Genomic DNA, 17,812 nt, shown 5'->3' with positions numbered 1-17,812 from the left:
TTGAAATCTAGGGGCTGATGTCGGCCCCACGGCTGGCCAGCTCGGCGCGCAGAACCGAGCGGTGGCAGCGGGCTTCGTCCTCGCAGTAGCAGCCGAGCGACATCGCGCTGTGGTGCGACAGCGCAGCCAGCAGGTCCAGCGTGCGGCTGGCTTCCGGCTGGGCCAGTTCTTTGCGGAACTGCTTGACGAACGATTCCCACTCTTTTTCGCCTTCCTTGCCGGGTTTCGCCTGCTGGCCCTGGGTCATCAGCTCCTGCGTGGGCGCAAGCAGCGGGTACCACACGTCGTAGTAGTCGCGGCTGGCGAATTCGGCCTTGGGCACGCCACGCGGTGGGCGGCGCACGGTGCCAATGCGTGTGCCTTCCCCGGCGGCGCGTGGGGTGCCAAGGCGGACGATGCGAAGGGGCATGGTGGTGGGCTCCGGGGAGGGGGGCGGGCAGATCAGTCGTCGGCTTCGAAAATGCTGTGCTTCTTGGCGGCGGCTTTTTTCTTCGGCTGGGTGCTGGTGCTGGAAGGCGCTTTCTTGGCCGCAGCTGGGGTGTTTTTTGTTGTCTTCTTCTTGCGTGGCGAAGCCTTGGCCAGCGGGTTGTAGGCCAGGGCTTCTTCAACCCAGTAGGCCCACTGCGCGCGCGTGGTGTAGCCGTTGGGCTCCACCCAAAAGTAGCCTTTCATGCCGCCGCCGGGTGATAGCTCGCGGGTGTTCTGCATCTCCTGCAGTTCGCCGTGGCGGTCGGGTGGCAGGCGCACCAGCAGCTCTTCACCTTTAATGCCAATGCACAGCTTGCCGTCCACAAAGAAGCAGTAGCAGCCAAACATGGTCCGCTCGTCCACGTCGCTGCGGTGCGCGAGCGCGCCGCGCACGGCGTCGATCAGGTGCAGGGTTTCGTCGGAGAGGGGCGGGCGGGCATGGTTGCTGGTTCAAATGGCGCTGACTAGATACCTGTCTCAGAGGGCTGTCGCTCCCTCTCCCCTTGTGGGAGAGGGCCGGGGAGAGGGGGTGAAACTGGCGCTGCGTGGGTGCGGCCCCCTCTCCCCAACCCTCTCCCGCGAGGGGAGAGGGGGTAACCCCCGGCGCTGCTGCGGGTGCGTGGGCTGGTGTTCCTGTCTGAGATAGGTATTTCATGAGGGAAATTGGCCGTTACCGCCCGTTGGATAAGCGCTAGTAGCTATGAAAACAGGAGTAAACGCTCAGCGAATCACCTCGGTCGCATCCCCATCCAGCATCCGCCGCGCAATGATGACCCGCATGATTTCGTTGGTGCCTTCCAGGATCTGGTGCACACGGGCGTCGCGCAGCAGGCGCTCCAGCGGGTACTCGCGGATGTAGCCGTAGCCACCGTGCAACTGCAGGGCGTCGTTGATGACGGTGAAGCCTGCGTCGGTGGCAAAACGTTTGGCCATCGCGCAGTAGGTGGATGCGTCGCGCGCACCGGCGTCCAGCTTGCTGGCGGCCAGGCGCACCATCTGGCGCGCGGCCACCAGCTCGGTGGCCATGTCGGCCAGCTTGAACTGAAGGGCCTGGAAGCTGGCGATGGGTTTGCCGAACTGCTTGCGGTCTTGCATGTACTGCTGGGCGGCGTTGAGCGCGCCTTGCGCCGCGCCCACCGAGCAGGTGGCGATGTTGATGCGCCCGCCGTCCAGGCCCTTCATGGCGATCTTGAAGCCTTCGCCCTCGCGGCCCAGCAGGTGGTCGGCAGGGATGCGCACATTGTCGAAGCTGATGGTGCGCGTGGGCTGGCTGTTCCAGCCCATCTTCTGTTCCTTCTTGCCGTAGCTGATGCCGGGCGTATCGGCGGGCACGGCAAAGGCGCTGATGCCGCTGGCGCCAGATTGCGCATCGCCCGTGCGGGCCATGAGCACCAGCACGTCGGTGCTGCCTGCGCCGCTGATGAAGGCCTTGGCGCCGTTGATGACGTATTCGTTGCCCACCAGCTCGGCGCGGGTCTTGAGCGAGGCGGCGTCGGAGCCCGCGCCGGGCTCGGTCAGGCAGTAGCTGGCGAGCTTTTCACCCGTGGTGAGCAGCGGGCCCCAGTGGTCGCGCACCGCAGGCGTAGCCCAGGTGCCCAGCATCCAGGTGGCCATGTTGTGGATGGTGATGAAGGCGGTGGTGGACGGGTCCACAGCGGCCATTTCTTCAAAGACCAGGGTGGCATCCAAGCGGGGCAGGGCGAGGCCACCGGCGGCTTCGGGCGCATACAGGCCACAAAAGCCCAGTTCGCCCGCCTTGGCGATGGCTTCCTTCGGGAAGATGCCTTCCTCATCCCAGTGCGCGGCGTGGGGGGCGAACTCAGCTTGTGCAAAGTCGCGGGCCGTCTGGGCAAAGGCGCGTTGTTCTTCGGAGAGTTCAAAGTCCATGCTGCTTGTCTCGTTGGTTCTTGTTGTTCTGGGGTGGAGTTTTTAAGGCTTGGCAGACGGATGGTCCAGCGTCAGCCAGCGCATCAGGCCTCTGCGGCGGTTCTCGGTCTCTGCGGTGAGGCAGTCGTGGTACAGGCGCGGCCACTCGGGTTCTGACTCGCTGGCGCGTGTGGCCTGCTTGCAGCGCGTGATGCGGTCGCGCTGCCAGTTGGTGTGCTCCTGGCGCAGCTGGGGGCGTTCATGGGCCGACAGGGCGCGCATCACATCACCGTAGAGGATGGCGATCTGCGTGTCCGCGACCTGGTAGGCCTTGACTGCGCACGCGTTGGTCTCTTCCAGGCTACCGGCGTCGCGGCATGCTGCGCCTGCCTGGGCGTGAACGCTGGGGCTCAGCAACAACGCACCCACGGTGCCCGCGATTACAGCCACCGTTGACACCCAATTCTTCAGTTTGAAAATTTGCATGTCCTGCTTTTACCACCGACCAATGCAGTCGAAACCGGCGCGGCCCAATGCCAGCGCCACCGTGCAAGGGCCGCCATCTCACGGTTCAGGCACGGGTGGCGTCCCCCTTTCCGCATCGCGCAGCGATGCAGAGAAAAAAGGGGGAAGCGGCGCAGCCGCTCGGGGGGTTACTTCAGGCTAATTGTGGTGTTGACGCCCTGGCTCACCGTGCTGTCATCAAACCAGCGGGCCGTCACCGTCTTGGTCTGTGTGTAGAACATCACGACCTGCTTGCCGTAGGGGCCCAGGTCACCCAGCTTGGAAGCGCGCGAGCCGGTGAACGAGAACAGCGGCACTGGCACAGGGATTGGCACGTTGATGCCGACCTGGCCCACGTCGATCTCTTCCTGGAACTTGCGCGCTGCCGCACCCGACTGGGTGAAGATGGCGGTGCCGTTGCCGTTGGGGTTGGCGTTGATGAATTCGATGGCTTCGTCGATGTCGGCGGCGGGCACCAGGGCCAGCACGGGGCCAAAGATTTCCTGGTCGTAGATGGCCATGCCGGGCTTCACGTTCGAGAAGATCGTCGGGCCCACAAAGTTGCCCTTTTCATAGCCGGGCACCACGGGCTTGCGGCCATCGAGCTCCAGCGTGGCGCCGTCGGCAATGCCGCGTTCGATCAGGCCTTCCACGCGGGCGAGGGCGGCGCAGGACACCAGTGGGCCCACATCGGTGCCCTTTTCGGTGCCGCCGTTGACCTTGAGCGTCTTGGCCTTGGCCACCAGCTCGGGAATCCACTTTTGTGCCTCGCCCACCAGCACCACCACCGGCAGGGCCATGCAGCGCTGGCCCGCAGCGCCAAACGAGGCACCGGCAATCGCGTTGAGCGTTTGTTCCTTGTTCGCGTCGGGCAGGATGATGGCGTGGTTCTTGGCGCCCATCATGCATTGCGCGCGCTTGCCGGCCAGGGTGGCGCGGTTGTACACATGGGTGCCCACCTTGGTGGAGCCCACGAACGACACGGCCTTGATGTCCTTGTGGTCGCAGATGGCGTTCACGGCCATTTCGCCGCCGTGGATCACGTTGAGCACGCCGGGTGGGATGCCGGCTTCGAGCGCCAGCTCCACCAGGCGCATGGTCACCATGGGGTCTTGCTCGGAGGGCTTCAGCACAAAGGTGTTGCCCGTGGCAATCGCCATGGGGAACATCCACAGCGGGATCATGGCCGGGAAGTTGAAGGGGGTGATGCCTGCGCACACGCCCAGCGGCTGCAGCAGGGTGTAGGTGTCCACGCCACCGGCCACGTTGTTGGCCAGCTCGCCCAGCTGCAGGTTGCCGATGCTGGCAGCGTGTTCGACCACTTCGAGGCCACGGAACACGTCACCTTCGGCATCGGGCAGGGTCTTGCCTTGCTCGGCCGTCAGGATGGCGGCCAGCTCGGCCATGTTTTCGCGGATGAGCTGCTGGTACTTGAGGAAGATGCGCGCGCGGGTGCCGATGGGAGTCTTCTTCCAGGTCTTGAACGCTTCCTTGGCCGAGGCCACGGCGGCGTCGATTTCTTCAGCGGTGGCAAACGGCACGCGGGCCAGCACCTCTTGCGTGGCGGGGTTGACCACGTCGCGCCACTCGGTGGTCTTGGATTCGACGAACTGGCCGCCGATCAGCAGCTTGACGGTGGGGGCCAGTGCGGCCACGTTGGTGGGTGCGTTCATGGGTTTGTCTCCGGGGTGGTGAAGGGCCTGCAATGGGGCCAACCTGTGCATGGTATGCGTGCAAATATGTAATTGCAATGCGTCAAATTGCAATTTGGATGTGCTTTTACGCACGGTCTTGGCGCGCGGCCTTTGCCCTTGACTGTGCCCCGGTCGTTTTCATGGGCTCATGGGTGAGGGAAAGATCTCAGGGGGTCGTGCTTTGCCGATGGGCTGTAGGGCCCCCAAAAAAATGGGGCAGGCCCTGTGCGGCATGCCCCATTTTTGGGTGTTTGCCAGCGTTCGCTGGCGCAGCACGGTGTGCTCAATTTCTAGAGGGAAAAATGCCTTGCAAAGCGATGATGAAGCTCACAGCGAGAGAGGGTTGCATCACGGAAACGGGTATGTTGTTTCCGGCGCTTGTGGTGTTGCCAGTGGTCACCGGCAGTTGAGTATTGGCGCTGGCGCTGGGCGCGTACTGCGCATTACGCTGGTTGGACGCTGCTGGTATCGCACCTGGACCCGGTTCCATGAGCGTGCCCAGGCTGGTGGTTGCGGGGGATGAGAGAGAGACGGAGTGCGTGTGTGCCGGCAAATTGGTGGATAGCAACGTGACATTTTCGGTGCCTGTAACCTCACCAGGGTTGCGAAATGAAAGTCCCGGACCCTGACCATGGCCCATGGGAACTCGCCCTCGCAGATCGGGCAGGCCGAAGGTCGTTTGCCCGTTTCCTCCATACGTGGTGCCCAGCAGGGCAAACAATGCAGAGTTTTGTGCAATAGAGATAAGTTGGCCGTTGCAAAACGCCCAGCCGTTGGGGGCAAAGGTGCCTCCGAACATTCGTATTTCACCGATAAAGGGTTGGGACATGGGTTTCCTCTTTAAGTCAAAAGATAGCCAGTAGTCCAGCCGCGTTGTGAAACGGCTGTTCCTGGTGTGTGGGTGGGGCGCAGGACTCGGGCGCTGGCTCCCAAAACGGGGTTTTCCCACAGAGGGCCTTCACTGTCGCTAGCTGCATTAGCCCAACGGCGCTCCCCACGGGGGCCCGCAAGGAGGCTATTGGGCAGACTGGCCCACAGTTCGCGAGCACGGGCCCCCTGGGGTGCAGCGGCCAGCGCTGCACCGAGGGTGGCGCCAGCCTCGGCCCCCAGCAGTGCAGCCGCCGTCCAGCCCAGGCCCGCTTGCGCGAAGCGGGTCTTCCATGCAGTGTCGGCGAATTCGTTCGAAGGCCAGGTGGCAACGGTGTGCGCCTGAATGCCTGGGTGGTGTTCAGTCAGCCAGGGCAAGCCTGCCAGACTTGTGTGCAGTGCCGCCGAGTGCTTTTGCCACCATTGGGCAAAGCGCTGCGACTGGGAGCCCGAATACAGTGCAACCACTGCGTCGGGCTGGTGCGACATGATGGACTGCTTCAGGCCCCCAAATTCGGAGGCGTTGCCCGGCATGTCGGCTATGTGGCGGCCCACAATCTGCCCACCCAGCGCCTGCCAGCGCTGCTGAAAAGACTGCAGGAAGTCAAAACCCGACTCGTGCCGCCCCATGCTGAGAAAGGCGCGCGGGCCGCATTGCGCGTACACCCGGTCGGCGAGGGCTGTGGCCATGGCACACAGTTCCAGGCTGTGGCGAACCGTCAGCGGGTGGGTATCAGACTGCGAAACCATGTCTGCGCCCGTGTCGCTGATCCACAGTGGCACTCCTGCCGACTCTGTCAAGGGCGACACCTTGTTTGCAAGCGCGGGGGGCATCCATCCCATCACCGCGTCAAACGGCCTGGCTTGAAGCGCCGCACCCACTGCCTTGGCAGGCGCTGATGGCAGCAAGCCTGCAGTCAGCCAGGTCAGGGCGACATGGGACGAGGCTCCGGCCTGGGCCAGCCCTAATTCCACACCTTGCTGGTAGTCACGGGTCAGCTCCGGCAGTTTTTCGGAGCTGGGGGCGATGGCCAAGATGCGCCAGCGTGGGTTTGCTGTGCCCAGGGAGTTCAGGAGGGGGGTGGAAGCCTGAACGCCGGTGGCCGCTGCAGCCCCGCCGGTGGCCAGAAAATGGCGTCGATGCAGTGCCGCAATCATTGCAGTGCTTCCTCAGACTGGGTGGTAACTGCCGCAGGGTGGCTGCGCCGCTGCGCATGGAGCCTCTGGTAGTGAGGTGTGATCCACTGCGCAGTCAAGGATTGGAGAAGGTCGCTTGCCATGCTGTGTTTGGTTTGTGTATCTGGTTCAAAGACTTCGTGGGGTTGCTTGCCATGCCGTGTGGCGCGCTCGCGCATTCTGTCGCGATCTTCGTGCGAGACCTGCCAGCGCATGTGGGGGAGCACCTGTGTTTCGATGGCATCGGGCAGCTGGGCGTAGTCGAGCAACAGCGCGCGTGTGGGGTCGAACTGCTGCGCCATGGCTGCGTAAATACTGCCAAGCATCTGGGCGCAATACTGCTCGGCAGACATGGCGTGCATTTCGGCAGGGTTGACCCCACCAAAGTTATGGCCCAGCGCGCCTTGGACCATAAAAAACGCACGCTCGCGCATCTGGGACACCAGCACCGCGAGCGGCTCGCGGGTGAGGAAGACCCAAGGCGCATCGGGCCAGGCTTTTGCAAACAGCGGTGCCTTGTCGGTGTTCCAGGCGTCCTGCTTGAGGCTCATGGTTTGCAGCGGAGGGCTGGCGCTGTCGCAGCGCTGCGCCCAGGCGCTGGTCCACGCGCGCAACGCACGGACCACCTGGGCTTCGTCGATCAGCCCACTGGCCAGCGCCTGTCTTACCAGGAAGTCCACGGGGCCGGGCTCAGACAGTTGCAGGTGGTGGGGGCTTTCTGCCAGCGTTTGTGTGATGAGGGTGGACCCGCAGCGCGACACATGGAATATGACGAGCGAAGGATCGAGACCTGGGGATTGCTCATGCCAGGCCAGCAGGTCGTGAAGCGGCGTCTGGCGCCGAAACGCCAGGTGGAACGGGTGCCTCAGTTGATTCTGGATGCCATGCTGGAAAAACGGTTCGCGCAGCGGCGCGTCCAGCAGGCGAGCCCAGTCCACCATCACCTGGCCCTGGGCGATGTAAAAGCGAATGGGTCGCCAGCCGCTGAAGTTCACAGTACCCATTGCTCAGTCCATGCGCGGCGCCCGGCCTTCATGGCCGACTCCACGTCCGATGCGTCAAATTGAAAGCCCGCGGCCTGCCCCATGTGCACCGACTCGCGCACGAAGTCGGCCATGTTGGTGATGGTGCTGAGTCGCTCTGCGTAGTCAGCGTTGGTCCCTACCAGGTCGCGGAACTGGATGAACTGGCGCCACGGGTCATCCGCGTCGGGCAGGGGGTCGCCGCAGTCGCTCGCGCGCAGGGCATCGACCAAGCGCATGTCCACCGAGGTGTCGGCCACCAGGTGGACTCGGCTCAGGGTGCCACGGTTGCGCACCCGGTGCGGGCGCGACACATCCACATACCAACATTCACCCGCGCGCAGCGGAATGCGCTCTCCATCGACATGGAAGAACACCCGTTCGCCGGTTTGTAGCGGCACATGCAGGCGGGCCTCACCGCGCCCCACACACAGGTCGGCGTCGGTGTGCTCCTTGATCTCGCAGCCCGGCAGCAATTGCATCAGCCGCACGGACTTCCATGGCAATGCCATGGTGTCCAGCATGGCGCGCAGCGTGGGGCATTGGTCCAGGGCCGGTGTGTCGGCATAGCACGATGCAGCCACATCCACAGGAACGACATCGATAGGTGCCTCGGGCGCAGAACGCAGCGCCAGCGCCTGCCATCCCCCGTCATGGCGGCCCTCATTGAAATGGGTGCGCCAGAGGGAGGCCGGCAGCGCATTCACCTCTGCCAGGGCGGCGGCGGTGTCAAACCGCCAGGGCAGCCGTGCTGTCTGCGCGCCCTGCACCCACAGGCCCCGTGGTGGCAGTTCAGCAAGCGATGATTCCGCAGACGTCATTGCGTACAGATGGCGTAAGCATTGCAGGCGGTCGTCAAAGCGGGAGCGCGGTAGGAGTTCAGCAGGCGGACTGACCAGCCCTGCACCCCGACCGCACAAGCTCCGCCTTCGACGGGACGATTGGCCGCCACATAGACACCGTCTGCGTCGATCCCCCCTACGCCACTGGCCCCTTCGTACCCGCCGCCAATGACTTTCTCGCCCGCATTGCAGCAGGAGGTCACTGCGCAGCTGTCTGCGGAGCCTGTTGCGTTGGCCTGACGAATGTTGACAGTGATCGCGTTGCTGCCTGCAGGGCCTTGGGGGCCAGTGGCCCCTGTGGCACCTGCCGGGCCCACCGAGCCGGTGGCACCCGTGGCGCCGGTAAGGCCTGCTGTTCCTTGGGCACCGGGTGTTCCCGCTGGTCCGGTAGCGCCTGTAGCGCCGGCCGATCCCGTGGCACCCGTTGGACCTGCGCTGCCCGTGGCTCCTGTCGCTCCCGCCGGGCCGGTGGCGCCCGTAGCCCCTGTCAGGCCCGCCGGGCCAGTTGCTCCTGTTGCACCGGTGGCGCCTGTCGCTCCGGTGGTGACCCCGGGGGCACATTGGCCCAGACGCCCGGTCGGGCCATCAAAACACAGCACATTGGCATTGGTATTGGCCGTTCCCGAGAGACTGGGAACCCGCACTTCGCCGGAGTCTTGTACGCGCAGGCGCTCGGTATTGGCCGGCCCCTTGACCACGAATCCTCCACCTGCCGGGGGCGTGAAACTTATATCCGCAGCGTGAACGGACACAGTGGCCAGTGCCAGGCAGGCTGGACCAGCCCAAAGCGACTTATAGGGGAAAGTGGTGCGTTTCATAGAGGTTGAGGGCTAAGGATGCGGGTGGGCAAAGCAGGGCAGGACAGGCCCCGTGGTGCGAAAAGATGGGAGGGGTGACAAATGGCCCGTGGCCGCGAAGGTGAACGCCCTGGACAGGCGCGGGAGCCGGTTGGACCCGTTGCACGGCATGGGCATGCCGGCAGACAGCCCCGGAGGCTGCGCGAATGCGTTCATCTTTTCTCCCTTGCGCTGAACTGTTGCTGGCCGCCATGGCGGGGTGTGTAGACCCGTTTGGCTCTGGTTGCGGTGCGCTGCCCTGTTCTGTGTGCAGGTTTCAGCGCGGGCGGAGTGTGCAATAGAAAGCATACTGTGTAAATTGTTAAATGACATGTATCAAACGATACGTGGCGATATGACGTACCTATCCAGTGGGTCTTGGTGGGCCGGACCGGGCTGATTTCGGCGGCGCTGGGCCGGGTGTTTTTCCGCCATCTCTGCGCGGAGCGCCACAATCGGGCCATGGATTGGGACCATTTCCGCTATTTTCTGGAGTTGGCGCGCGCTGGCACGCTGGCAGGCGCCGCACGCCGCCTGGGGGTGGAGCACACCACCGTGTCGCGCCGGTTGCAGGCGCTGGAAAAGCAGGTCGGCTCGGCCCTGTTTGCCCGTGAAGCAGGCGGCCACCGGTTGACCGAGGCCGGGCGGCAGCTGATGCCCAAGGTGGAGGCGATGGAGACGGCCTTTCTTGCGGTCGAGAGCGCGGCCCCGGGTGTGCGCCAGGGCCTGCACGGCCTGGTGCGCATTGGCACCACCGAAGGTTTTGGCAATTTGATCCTGGCGCCCCAACTGGCCCGCTTTGCGCTGGGCCACCCGGGTCTGGTGGTGGACCTGCTGGCGCTGCCCCGGCTGGTGCACCTGTCGCGGCGCGAGGCGGACATCGTGATCTCGCTGGAGCGCCCGGCGCGCGGGGCGGTGCTGGTGGTCAAGCTCACTGACTATGTGCTGCAGCTGTACGGTGCGCGCAACTACTTGGCAGGTCATGCGCCCATCCATACGGCCGATGATTTGCGCGGCCACACCTTCATCAGCTATGTGGATGACTTGCTGTTCAGCAAGGAACTGCAGATCCTGGACGAGCTGCACCGCCCCGCGCATTTTGTGCTGCGCAGCACCAGCATCCTGGCGCAGTACGAGGCGGCGCGTGCCGGCGCTGGGCTTGCGGTGCTGCCTGCGTTCGTAGCGGCGCAGGACCCGTCGCTGATCCCGGTGCTGCCTGGGCTGGCGCGGTTTCAGCGAACGTTCTGGATGTCGATGCCTGCAGAGAACAAACACGTTGCGCGCATGCAGGCCACCTGGGCTTTTTTGCGCGAAACCGTGGCTATGCAGCAGGGGCTGTTGATGCCTTCTGCCTAGAGTGTCTAAGTTGCTATAGTATTGATAGCTTGTGGCGCGCGAATTCTTTGCGCCTGCAGCACTTTTGCCTGCAATCCTTTTGGCATGTGACAACCAAGCTCTCAAATCCGTCTGCACCTGTCCCACGCGTGCGTCAGCGTGTGGCAGCGCTTATCACCCAGCAGGGCCGGGTGCTGCTGCACTGCGCGCAAGGCGATCCCTTCTGGGCATTGCCGGGGGGTGGTATTGAGCCGGGAGAGACTGCAGCGCAGGCGCTGGTGCGTGAGTTACAGGAAGAGCTGGGGCAGGCGGTGGAACCGGGGGCGCTGTCTTGCGTGGTGGAGAACTTCTTCCTTCATGCAGACCAGCTGCACCATGAAATTGGTCTTTGCCTGCATGCCAGCCCGCTGCTGGATGGCCCCTTGGCAAAAGGGGAGGGACCGTATGAAGGAGTGGAAGGCGGGCGCGGGCTGGTGTTTGCTTGGTTTGCCAGCGACGACCTGGCGCACATGGACATCCGCCCGACCATCCTGCGCAGCTATTTGCGTGAACTCCTGGCGTGTGGTTCAAGGGGCGTGGCACACCTTGTACACCGGGAGGAGCCTGTGCCCTCCATACCGGCTACTTCGCCCGGATAGAGGATTCACCTGGGTGCCCGTGCCTGCACCAGCGGGAACTTGGGGGAGCCAGGGCCGGTTCAGCGGCGTGGATAGTGCCCAGTCGTTCGCCACTGCAGTGGCACTAGGTCATACAAGGGACTTGGCTCCCGCTGCCAGCCATTGGGTGGCGCCGAGTGGCGTGCGCTGGCGGACGAGCCGTTGATGCCCATGTGGAGACCTGCAAGCTGCTGCATCCATGTGACGTCGATGGTGCCGCCTTGCAAAGGCCTGGAGAAAATCAGCTCTAGCATCTTGCGGGCCTGCGGGTCGCCGCTGCTGGCTGCCACCTGGTACAGGCGCACAGCCTCGGTGTAGTTGGCGGGTACACCGTCGCCTCGGTGGTACCGCTGGGCCTCCACGTACCAGTCCGCAGCGCTGTAGCGGGCTGATCGGATGCGGGCGTCGGGATCGCTGTGGAAGCGGCGGGCCAGAAGGCTGGCGTTGGCGGCAGCGGCCTCAGACTTTGCAGACGCTGATTGAAATTGAACCATCGCCTGTTCGATATCGCCGCTGGCGATGAACTCCAGCCCCAGTTCGTTGCTGGCCTGCGCACTGCCTGCACGCACGGCTTGCGTCAACAGTTTTTGCAGCGGTGGGTTGGCCGCCGCTGGCGCCACCGAACCGGGGTACCGGTCTGGTGAGGGCGAACGGGGCTCGGCCAACGGGGCCAATGCCTTGGCCGCATGCCATTCGAGGTATTTGGCAAGCCCTGGATCGGTACGGCCCACCAGCGCAATCCAGTGCATGGCGGTTGAAGGATTGGGCGCTGCCACACAGCCGCTGAGCTGGCACCATGCGAGGCCCGCAGGAGCCAGGGGGTGGCCGAGCAGTTGCGCACGTTCAAACCAGTGCTGGGCCTGCGCCGGGTCTGCGGGCATGGCCAGGCCGTGCAGCGCCAGCAGTCCCAACAGCCACGCCGCATCGGCAGGCGATAGGTCGCCGGATGATCGTGCTGTGGAGACAGGGGGGGAGCGCGGCTTGCGCATAAGCGCCCCGTCGCGTTGCGCGGCGCTGCGAAGTTTTTGCAACATCTTCTCCTGCATTGGGTCGTCAGACCCGGGCACCTGGGGGGACGTCGCGTTCAGGGTGGCGCGATCGATGAAGGTGGTCTCAGCGGGCGTGGGAAGCGCACGCACCGAGGCCAGCACGGGCGCAGCGGTCACCACCGCCAAGACCAGGCCCGCTGCGCCCGAGGCCTGCGCCACAGCGCCGTGGAGTGCGCGCCAAGTGCCGTGTGGCGTGCGCAGCCCATTGATAGTGGACTGCGAGCGCGCCGTGGTGGTCGCGGGGGGTGTGGTCATGGCGTGTGTGCGCACAGTGCTGTGCCGTTGGTCTTTCACTTGCGCGGGGCGGGTTGTGCAGGCGCAGTGGCTGCAGCGGGCAGGGCCCGGCGCGGAACGACCTGCCAGTACACCGCGTTGCCGGTGTAGCCCTCGCTGCCCCAAGCGGTGGCGAAGGCTTCGTTCAAGCGCTCCAGCGCCCGGTAATTAGGGATGGGCTTGAGCGGCGGGCCGCGCAGCGCTTCGGGCAAACGGGGCGTGCTGTCCTCGTCGGTGGCAAAGCAGGCCACGCCCTCGGTGCCGGGGCTGGCCGCGTCCATGATGAAGCCGGGGTTGGGGCTCATCCAGTCGGGGATGCGGATGGCCTGGTTGGCGGACACCCAGCCGGTGGTGTTGGCCTGGTTGGGCAGCAGGCGGATGACCGTGCCCGTTGCGTCGGCCAGATAACACTGCAGGTAGGAGGCGCGCGACACCGTGGCCGACAAGAAGACCTGTTCACCCACCTCGAACGCGGTGCGCTCCAGCAATACGTTCTCAATCTGCAGATCGATGCTGCGGGCAGGCGGCGGGTCTCCGTACTTTGCTGCACCCGGATTGTTGCTCACCACGTTGACTGCGGCATCGGGCGTGGCGGGCCCGACTGCGATGTGCTGCACGGGTTCTGAGTGCGTGCTGGCCCAGCCAATGCGGGCCAGGGTCCCGTCTGCGGATAGGCCGACAAAGTGGCGCAGCGCCCGTTCGTAGGTCGCAAAGTCCACCACGCCCGTCACCACCATGCCGTTGTCGGCCTGAAAGCGCGCCAGTGCCCTGCGCAGCGCTGGGTCGTTGTCCGGCAGGGGTTGCGCGACGGGGGCGAGGTAGCCCCGACTGACCAGCGAGCGCGCAATGAGCTGGGTGCGCACGGCGGGCGAGCCTTCGTCAAACCAGTCGCGCAGCTGCCGCTGAAAGTCGGGGTGGTTTTGCTCCAGCGTGAGGCATTGCCAGTAGGGCACCCGGGCCCATTTGCCAATGAGTTCAATGGTGGCCAGATCCACCAGTGTGCGCACGGCGCCGCCCGATCCCTGGGTGTAGTCCCGTCCCACATTGAACTGCACGCCATAGGTGCCGATGCGCCCGGCGAGATCAACGCCTTGGCCGCCGTTGCCGATGATGACTTCGTTGGCCGAGTCGAGCCCGGGGATCAGCGTACGAGTGCGAAAGTCGCCCAGGTGCATCTCCAGCCCGATGATGGTGGCGTTGCGGCTTTGGCTGTAGCCCATGTCGATGCGGGGGCCGGAGAGCCCGGTGTCAAACCGGTTGTTGATCACGTTCTGGTCCACGAACGAGATGGCGCCCGACAGGTACAGCGCGGGCCGCTGCAGCTGCATCTGGTTGTTGTTGAGCAAGATGGTGGTGAGGTTCTGCACCGTGTCCTGGCGCGCGATGTCTACCTCGTAATCCACAAAGCGGAAGGCATTGCTCAGGCGCGACATCTGGGACAGTGCCGTGATCACCATGTCCTTGGTGGCCACGGTGACGCGGGTGGAGTAGTCGGGGATCTGCTTGCTGGTGATCAGTGTGGTGGGCAGCTGTGCGTCGCGCAGCATGTGGTCCATGCACATCAGCGAGTCGGAAAAGCTGGAGATGGAACGGGTAGGGCGCACCACGGGGCGGTCGGTGATGGAAGCGAGGCTCTGAAATTCCTGGTCCTTGCGCGGGTCCCTGGGTGTGGAACAGCCGGCCAGTCCGAGCCCGATGGCAAGCCAAAGCACCCCATGGATCGCGCGCTCCAGGGGGCGTGGGGTGCGGGGGCGTGGGGGGCGAGAGCATGCGGGCATAGCGGGGCTCAACGGGGTGGGCGGCATGTTCTCTCTCCTGGCGGCCGGGCGCTTGGCGCCAGGCCTGTTACTTGCATATATTGACGAGATCGCCACGCAGCACCACCACCTGCGGCGCCTGGTTGGGGCCGTATTTGGCCGAGCCCGTGGTGTTGGCCGACACGGTGTTGCTGCCCACCTCTTGGACGCAGGTCTTTTGCATGCCCTGTGCGTTGGCGGTGGTGACCACGTCGTTGTTGGTCAGCACGCCGGTGGTGTCGTCCGAGAAGGCCTTGGCTTCGTAGCGGGCGATGCGGGCGCGCAGCCACGATGGCATGGTGTTGCTGCCGTCCAGCCCTGTCGAGGCGGCCACGGGCCCTGTGGGCTGCATCTGTACTGAGAGCTTTTTGGTCAGGACGACCGGGTCCTCCCCGGGGGCCTGCGACCGCGCGAGGCCCGGCATCAGGGCACAGGCCATCAGCAGGGTTGCACATGGCGCCAGAAAACGTGTGTTCATGGAACACCTCCTATGGTGAGAATGAGGGGCCCACCCGCGCTGCTCTTTGCAGCCTTGCCGGTGTGCCCCTGGCACGAACTCATCCGGGCACAGATGTGCTGCCGGAATCAGACCCTCGCAGGTCTATTCACCAGCCGAGTTGGCGGCGATCTCAGTAGGGCCAGCCGGTGGGCTTGGTGGGCTGGCAGGTGAAGCAGGCGTTGTTGGAGGCAATGTTTTGCACCGCCTTGCTGTTGCTGCCGCTGGAGAGGTTGTTGACCGACGAGTTGATCATCGAGGTGAATTGGCTGGAGTTGCCAATGATGGTGACTTCGCCCACGTTGGAGGACAGGTTCTGGCTGGCGTAGGCTTCGCTGCCGCTGGCGGTGTTGGTCACGTTCCCGCCAGAGCCCGTCACCGTCTGGGTCGAGTTGCCACTGATGGTGACGTTGCCGGTGTTGGAGGCGAGGTTCTGAAAGGCTTCGCTCTTGGAGCCCGTCGAGTTGTTGTTGACGGACACCGATGTCAGTGACACTGACTGCGTGGAATTGCCGGTGATGGTGATGTCCGGAGTGGAAGGGACCGGACCGGTGGCCATGGCGGCGGAGGCGATGACGCTGAGCGTAATGAAAGCAAGGGTTTTCATGACAGATCCTTCAAGGATGACTTCTACACTGGCTGCAACCGCAGCGAACCTGCGATGCAGAGGGGGTTGGACGGCGCTTTCGGGCCTGGTTTTCTGAGAACCGGCGGCCGTTAGGCGCTGTCGGGTTCAGTGTCTGATCCGATGGGATTTGTGCGAATACACCGAGCGGGCTACCTCATACAGCGGAGCTGTTCAACCCTTGGGCCCGCGCAAAGCCTTTACCAGTAAGGCTTGGCAGTCCGCGCAACATGAGGGAGCCCGAAGAAAATCAGGTAGTAACCAATTGCTACTTGGGCAACATTGCCAAATATATTTGGACCATGTAACTTATTTGGCGCATTGTGTACGCTGCCGTACAGAAGGGCATGAGGGTGTTGGAGAACATGCATGCAAACGCAAGAGTTGCATGCAAATGCGTCAACCGACAGACCCAGTTCGTCGGGGCCCACCACCACGTCCGCAGGAGTTCACCCATGAGCAGCAGTTGGCAGGTCGATACACCACCGCAAACGTTGATGTCGTCAGCGTTGCTCTCGCCGCAGAGTGCGCGCGGCCTTTCATCGCTACCGTCGGGCCAGTTTGAAACGTATTCCAATCCGCCATCGGTCTGGCCCGCCTTTCTCACGGGGCAGGAGGCCAACCCGGTGCGGGTCTTGTTGGTGGATGACGATCCGCACATCCGCCTGGTGATTGCACAGGAGCTCATGGCCGATGCCCGCACCCTGCTGGTGGCGCAGGCGGGCAGCGTTCGCGAGGGGCGCAAGGCCATCAAGAACCATGAGTTCGATGTGCTCCTGGTGGACCTGAACCTGGGCGACGGTGACGCCTTTGATCTTCTGCACTACGTGAAGCCCGTGCGCCCGTCGGCTCAGTCGGTCGTGATCTCGGTCATGGAAAACGATGAGCAGGTCCTGCGGGCTTTCGAACTCGGCGCCACGGGTTATGTGGGCAAGAACTCATGGTTCGGCAACTACTCGCAGGCGGTGCTGCAGGTGGCCAATGGTGGTGCTTCCATCACTCCCAACCTGGCGCGGCGGTTGCTGCAACGGTTTGACCGCACCAACTCTGCCGAAAACAAGCGACGACAGCCCGATGAGGCAGATCGTCTGTCCGCGCGTGAAAAAGAAATCCTTCGCATGGTGGCCAGCGGCTACACCAGTGTCGAGGTGGGTTCGCGCCTGCTCATCAGCAGCATGACGGTCAACACCCACTTGCGCAACATCTACCGCAAGCTGCAGGTGCGCACCCGTGCCCAGGCGGTACGTTTTGCGTCGCTGCGGGGGCTTTTCTAGCCCACGTCTTGTGAGGGCGCCGCAGCGCAAGTGCCACCCCTCGCAGTCCGCTTTCGCCCATGTTTCGTACCCGTCCGCCGTGGTTTGCCGTGGTCTGTATCGGCATCTGGCTGGTGCAATGTGTATTGATGGCGGTGGCGTTTCACTGGGTTGGATCCGTCCGTGCACCGGCGCAGCCTTGGTGGGAACTGGCGGCCTTGGGGGCGGCGTTGGCCTTGGGTGCCATGCTGCTGGTTCAGCTGCCCCGGGCCATGCAGTGGCGCCCCCGTGTCGGCCTGCGACCCAGCGCCGAGGTCTTGGCGCAGCGGCGGCGTATCGCCCAGGATTTGCATGACAACGTCGGTTCCCAACTGGTCTTCGCGCTGGCCATGCTTGAGTCTTCGACGCTGCACGAGCCCCAAATCCGAGCGGCGCTGGAGAGATGCCTGCTCGACCTGCGGTTGTTGGCAGACTCCATGGGCAGCGAAGACGCACCGCTGGCTGACCGCCTGGCACGGCTCAGGTACCGGGTATGCCCCGTGCTGGCACAACGCGGCATCCGCATGACGTGGGACGTTGAAATGGGCCCTGATGCCGAGTTTCCACACGCTGAGAGCGCCACGCACCTGCTCGCCATTGTCCAGGAAGCCTTGAGCAATGCACTGCAACATGCGCAGGCTACCGAGATCGTGGTGCGATCAATCACCCGGCCCGACCTCGCGGCCTGGTGCATCGAAATCTGCGATAACGGCAGAGGGATGGAGCCACCGCCCGGCCCGCAGGGCGCCGTGGTCGGGGGCTCCGGGATGGTGGGGATGGCGCGCAGGGCCGCGCTTGCAGGCGGCGAATTGCAGGTGTTCCGAGGGGAGGGCGGCGGCGCATGCATCCGCGCGATAGTGCCCTTGGCGTGTTCAGTGCATGGAGCGCGAGCGCGTTGATTGACAGCACACCCCACCTACGTCTTGTTGCGATTGTTTTCAAGCGGATCAGCGATAGGCGCGGACTCCTTCCCTGAAATGGATAGGATCGCCTCGCCATTCGGTGCGCGGGCTGT

General features: G+C 64.2%; 18 protein-coding genes. 4 read left to right on the top strand and 14 right to left on the bottom strand.

What is annotated here, in order from left to right; translation table 11 throughout:
* Positions 1 to 7: 7 nt before the first annotated feature.
* The 10 genes from EXV95_RS05330 to EXV95_RS24790 form a co-directional block, all read right to left on the bottom strand.
* Entirely contained in the window at positions 8 to 409 is a 402-nt protein-coding gene (locus tag EXV95_RS05330; protein ID WP_176886082.1) for a DUF488 domain-containing protein, read from the bottom strand.
* A 32-nt stretch (positions 410 to 441) separates the two neighbouring features.
* A complete protein-coding gene (locus EXV95_RS05325; RefSeq protein WP_255484934.1) occupies positions 442 to 861 on the bottom strand; it encodes a TfoX/Sxy family protein in 420 nt (139 codons plus the stop codon).
* Between the two features lie 327 nt (positions 862 to 1,188).
* Positions 1,189 to 2,355, bottom strand: coding sequence for an acyl-CoA dehydrogenase family protein (locus tag EXV95_RS05320; protein ID WP_176886081.1), 1,167 nt, complete (start codon positions 2,353 to 2,355; stop codon positions 1,189 to 1,191).
* A 42-nt stretch (positions 2,356 to 2,397) separates the two neighbouring features.
* Entirely contained in the window at positions 2,398 to 2,820 is a 423-nt protein-coding gene (locus EXV95_RS05315; protein WP_121506253.1) for a lysozyme inhibitor LprI family protein, read from the bottom strand.
* 167 nt (positions 2,821 to 2,987) lie between these two features.
* Positions 2,988 to 4,511, bottom strand: a complete 1,524-nt coding sequence (locus EXV95_RS05310; RefSeq protein WP_055396084.1) for a CoA-acylating methylmalonate-semialdehyde dehydrogenase — start codon at positions 4,509 to 4,511, stop codon at positions 2,988 to 2,990.
* 304 nt (positions 4,512 to 4,815) lie between these two features.
* Positions 4,816 to 5,361 (bottom strand): phage tail protein, encoded by a 546-nt coding sequence (locus EXV95_RS05305; protein ID WP_176886080.1) that lies wholly within the window; start codon positions 5,359 to 5,361, stop codon positions 4,816 to 4,818.
* 11 nt (positions 5,362 to 5,372) lie between these two features.
* Positions 5,373 to 6,557 (bottom strand): ABC transporter substrate-binding protein, encoded by a 1,185-nt coding sequence (locus EXV95_RS05300; RefSeq protein WP_176886079.1) that lies wholly within the window; start codon positions 6,555 to 6,557, stop codon positions 5,373 to 5,375.
* Complete coding sequence (locus EXV95_RS05295) at positions 6,554 to 7,579, bottom strand: sulfotransferase (protein WP_176886078.1); 1,026 nt, start codon at positions 7,577 to 7,579, stop codon at positions 6,554 to 6,556. Before EXV95_RS05295 ends, EXV95_RS05300 begins: the two co-directional genes overlap by 4 nt.
* A complete protein-coding gene (locus EXV95_RS05290) occupies positions 7,567 to 8,418 on the bottom strand; it encodes an aspartyl/asparaginyl beta-hydroxylase domain-containing protein (protein WP_176886077.1) in 852 nt (283 codons plus the stop codon). The genes EXV95_RS05295 and EXV95_RS05290 overlap by 13 nt, the downstream gene beginning before the upstream one ends.
* A complete protein-coding gene (locus EXV95_RS24790; RefSeq protein ID WP_218135478.1) occupies positions 8,415 to 9,137 on the bottom strand; it encodes a collagen-like protein in 723 nt (240 codons plus the stop codon). The genes EXV95_RS05290 and EXV95_RS24790 overlap by 4 nt, the downstream gene beginning before the upstream one ends.
* Before the next feature lie 600 nt (positions 9,138 to 9,737).
* On the opposite strand from EXV95_RS24790, the gene EXV95_RS05280 reads away from it, so the two are divergent.
* Both EXV95_RS05280 and EXV95_RS05275 read left to right on the top strand, forming a co-directional pair.
* Complete coding sequence (locus EXV95_RS05280) at positions 9,738 to 10,631, top strand: LysR family transcriptional regulator (protein WP_176886076.1); 894 nt, start codon at positions 9,738 to 9,740, stop codon at positions 10,629 to 10,631.
* 86 nt (positions 10,632 to 10,717) lie between these two features.
* Positions 10,718 to 11,248 (top strand): NUDIX hydrolase, encoded by a 531-nt coding sequence (locus EXV95_RS05275; RefSeq protein ID WP_255484933.1) that lies wholly within the window; start codon positions 10,718 to 10,720, stop codon positions 11,246 to 11,248.
* Positions 11,249 to 11,307: 59 nt separating this feature from the next.
* On the opposite strand, the gene EXV95_RS05270 is transcribed toward EXV95_RS05275, so the two are convergent.
* The 4 genes from EXV95_RS05270 to EXV95_RS05255 form a co-directional block, all read right to left on the bottom strand.
* Positions 11,308 to 12,570, bottom strand: a complete 1,263-nt coding sequence (locus tag EXV95_RS05270; protein WP_176886075.1) for an SEL1-like repeat protein — start codon at positions 12,568 to 12,570, stop codon at positions 11,308 to 11,310.
* A gap of 35 nt (positions 12,571 to 12,605) precedes the next feature.
* The gene (locus EXV95_RS05265; RefSeq protein ID WP_255484932.1) at positions 12,606 to 14,366 is read right to left on the bottom strand and encodes a DUF4384 domain-containing protein; all 1,761 of its coding nucleotides are present in this window, start codon (positions 14,364 to 14,366) and stop codon (positions 12,606 to 12,608) included.
* A 67-nt stretch (positions 14,367 to 14,433) separates the two neighbouring features.
* Complete coding sequence (locus tag EXV95_RS05260) at positions 14,434 to 14,862, bottom strand: hypothetical protein (RefSeq protein ID WP_055396096.1); 429 nt, start codon at positions 14,860 to 14,862, stop codon at positions 14,434 to 14,436.
* 151 nt (positions 14,863 to 15,013) lie between these two features.
* Positions 15,014 to 15,487, bottom strand: a complete 474-nt coding sequence (locus tag EXV95_RS05255) for a hypothetical protein (RefSeq protein WP_055396098.1) — start codon at positions 15,485 to 15,487, stop codon at positions 15,014 to 15,016.
* 515 nt (positions 15,488 to 16,002) lie between these two features.
* Here EXV95_RS05255 and EXV95_RS05250 point away from each other — a divergent pair.
* Together EXV95_RS05250 and EXV95_RS05245 are read left to right on the top strand one after the other, a co-directional pair.
* Positions 16,003 to 16,779, top strand: coding sequence for a response regulator transcription factor (locus EXV95_RS05250; protein WP_176888963.1), 777 nt, complete (start codon positions 16,003 to 16,005; stop codon positions 16,777 to 16,779).
* Between the two features lie 59 nt (positions 16,780 to 16,838).
* Complete coding sequence (locus EXV95_RS05245) at positions 16,839 to 17,696, top strand: sensor histidine kinase (RefSeq protein ID WP_176886074.1); 858 nt, start codon at positions 16,839 to 16,841, stop codon at positions 17,694 to 17,696.
* The last annotated feature ends 116 nt before the right edge of the window (positions 17,697 to 17,812 follow it).

The sequence above is a fragment of the Acidovorax sp. JMULE5 genome (assembly GCF_013376875.1).
Lineage (GTDB): Bacteria > Pseudomonadota > Gammaproteobacteria > Burkholderiales > Burkholderiaceae_C > Acidovorax > Acidovorax facilis.
This window is presented reverse-complemented; position numbering and strand designations above follow the sequence as displayed.

What these genes read in the sequence shown, in the direction of transcription:
- EXV95_RS05305 (WP_176886080.1), bottom strand. Translation starts at nt 5,361, where the DNA reads ATGTCCCAACCCTTTATCGGTGAAATACGAATGTTCGGAGGCACCTTT.
- EXV95_RS05330 (WP_176886082.1), bottom strand. Translation starts at nt 409, where the DNA reads ATGCCCCTTCGCATCGTCCGCCTTGGCACCCCACGCGCCGCCGGGGAA.
- EXV95_RS05320 (WP_176886081.1), bottom strand. Translation starts at nt 2,355, where the DNA reads ATGGACTTTGAACTCTCCGAAGAACAACGCGCCTTTGCCCAGACGGCC.
- EXV95_RS05260 (WP_055396096.1), bottom strand. Translation starts at nt 14,862, where the DNA reads ATGAACACACGTTTTCTGGCGCCATGTGCAACCCTGCTGATGGCCTGT.
- EXV95_RS05280 (WP_176886076.1), top strand. Translation starts at nt 9,738, where the DNA reads ATGGATTGGGACCATTTCCGCTATTTTCTGGAGTTGGCGCGCGCTGGC.
- EXV95_RS05265 (WP_255484932.1), bottom strand. Translation starts at nt 14,366, where the DNA reads ATGCCCGCATGCTCTCGCCCCCCACGCCCCCGCACCCCACGCCCCCTG.
- EXV95_RS05315 (WP_121506253.1), bottom strand. Translation starts at nt 2,820, where the DNA reads ATGCAAATTTTCAAACTGAAGAATTGGGTGTCAACGGTGGCTGTAATC.
- EXV95_RS05250 (WP_176888963.1), top strand. Translation starts at nt 16,003, where the DNA reads ATGTCGTCAGCGTTGCTCTCGCCGCAGAGTGCGCGCGGCCTTTCATCG.
- EXV95_RS05300 (WP_176886079.1), bottom strand. Translation starts at nt 6,557, where the DNA reads ATGATTGCGGCACTGCATCGACGCCATTTTCTGGCCACCGGCGGGGCT.
- EXV95_RS05245 (WP_176886074.1), top strand. Translation starts at nt 16,839, where the DNA reads ATGTTTCGTACCCGTCCGCCGTGGTTTGCCGTGGTCTGTATCGGCATC.
- EXV95_RS05295 (WP_176886078.1), bottom strand. Translation starts at nt 7,579, where the DNA reads ATGGGTACTGTGAACTTCAGCGGCTGGCGACCCATTCGCTTTTACATC.
- EXV95_RS05255 (WP_055396098.1), bottom strand. Translation starts at nt 15,487, where the DNA reads ATGAAAACCCTTGCTTTCATTACGCTCAGCGTCATCGCCTCCGCCGCC.
- EXV95_RS05290 (WP_176886077.1), bottom strand. Translation starts at nt 8,418, where the DNA reads ATGACGTCTGCGGAATCATCGCTTGCTGAACTGCCACCACGGGGCCTG.
- EXV95_RS05270 (WP_176886075.1), bottom strand. Translation starts at nt 12,570, where the DNA reads ATGACCACACCCCCCGCGACCACCACGGCGCGCTCGCAGTCCACTATC.
- EXV95_RS05310 (WP_055396084.1), bottom strand. Translation starts at nt 4,511, where the DNA reads ATGAACGCACCCACCAACGTGGCCGCACTGGCCCCCACCGTCAAGCTG.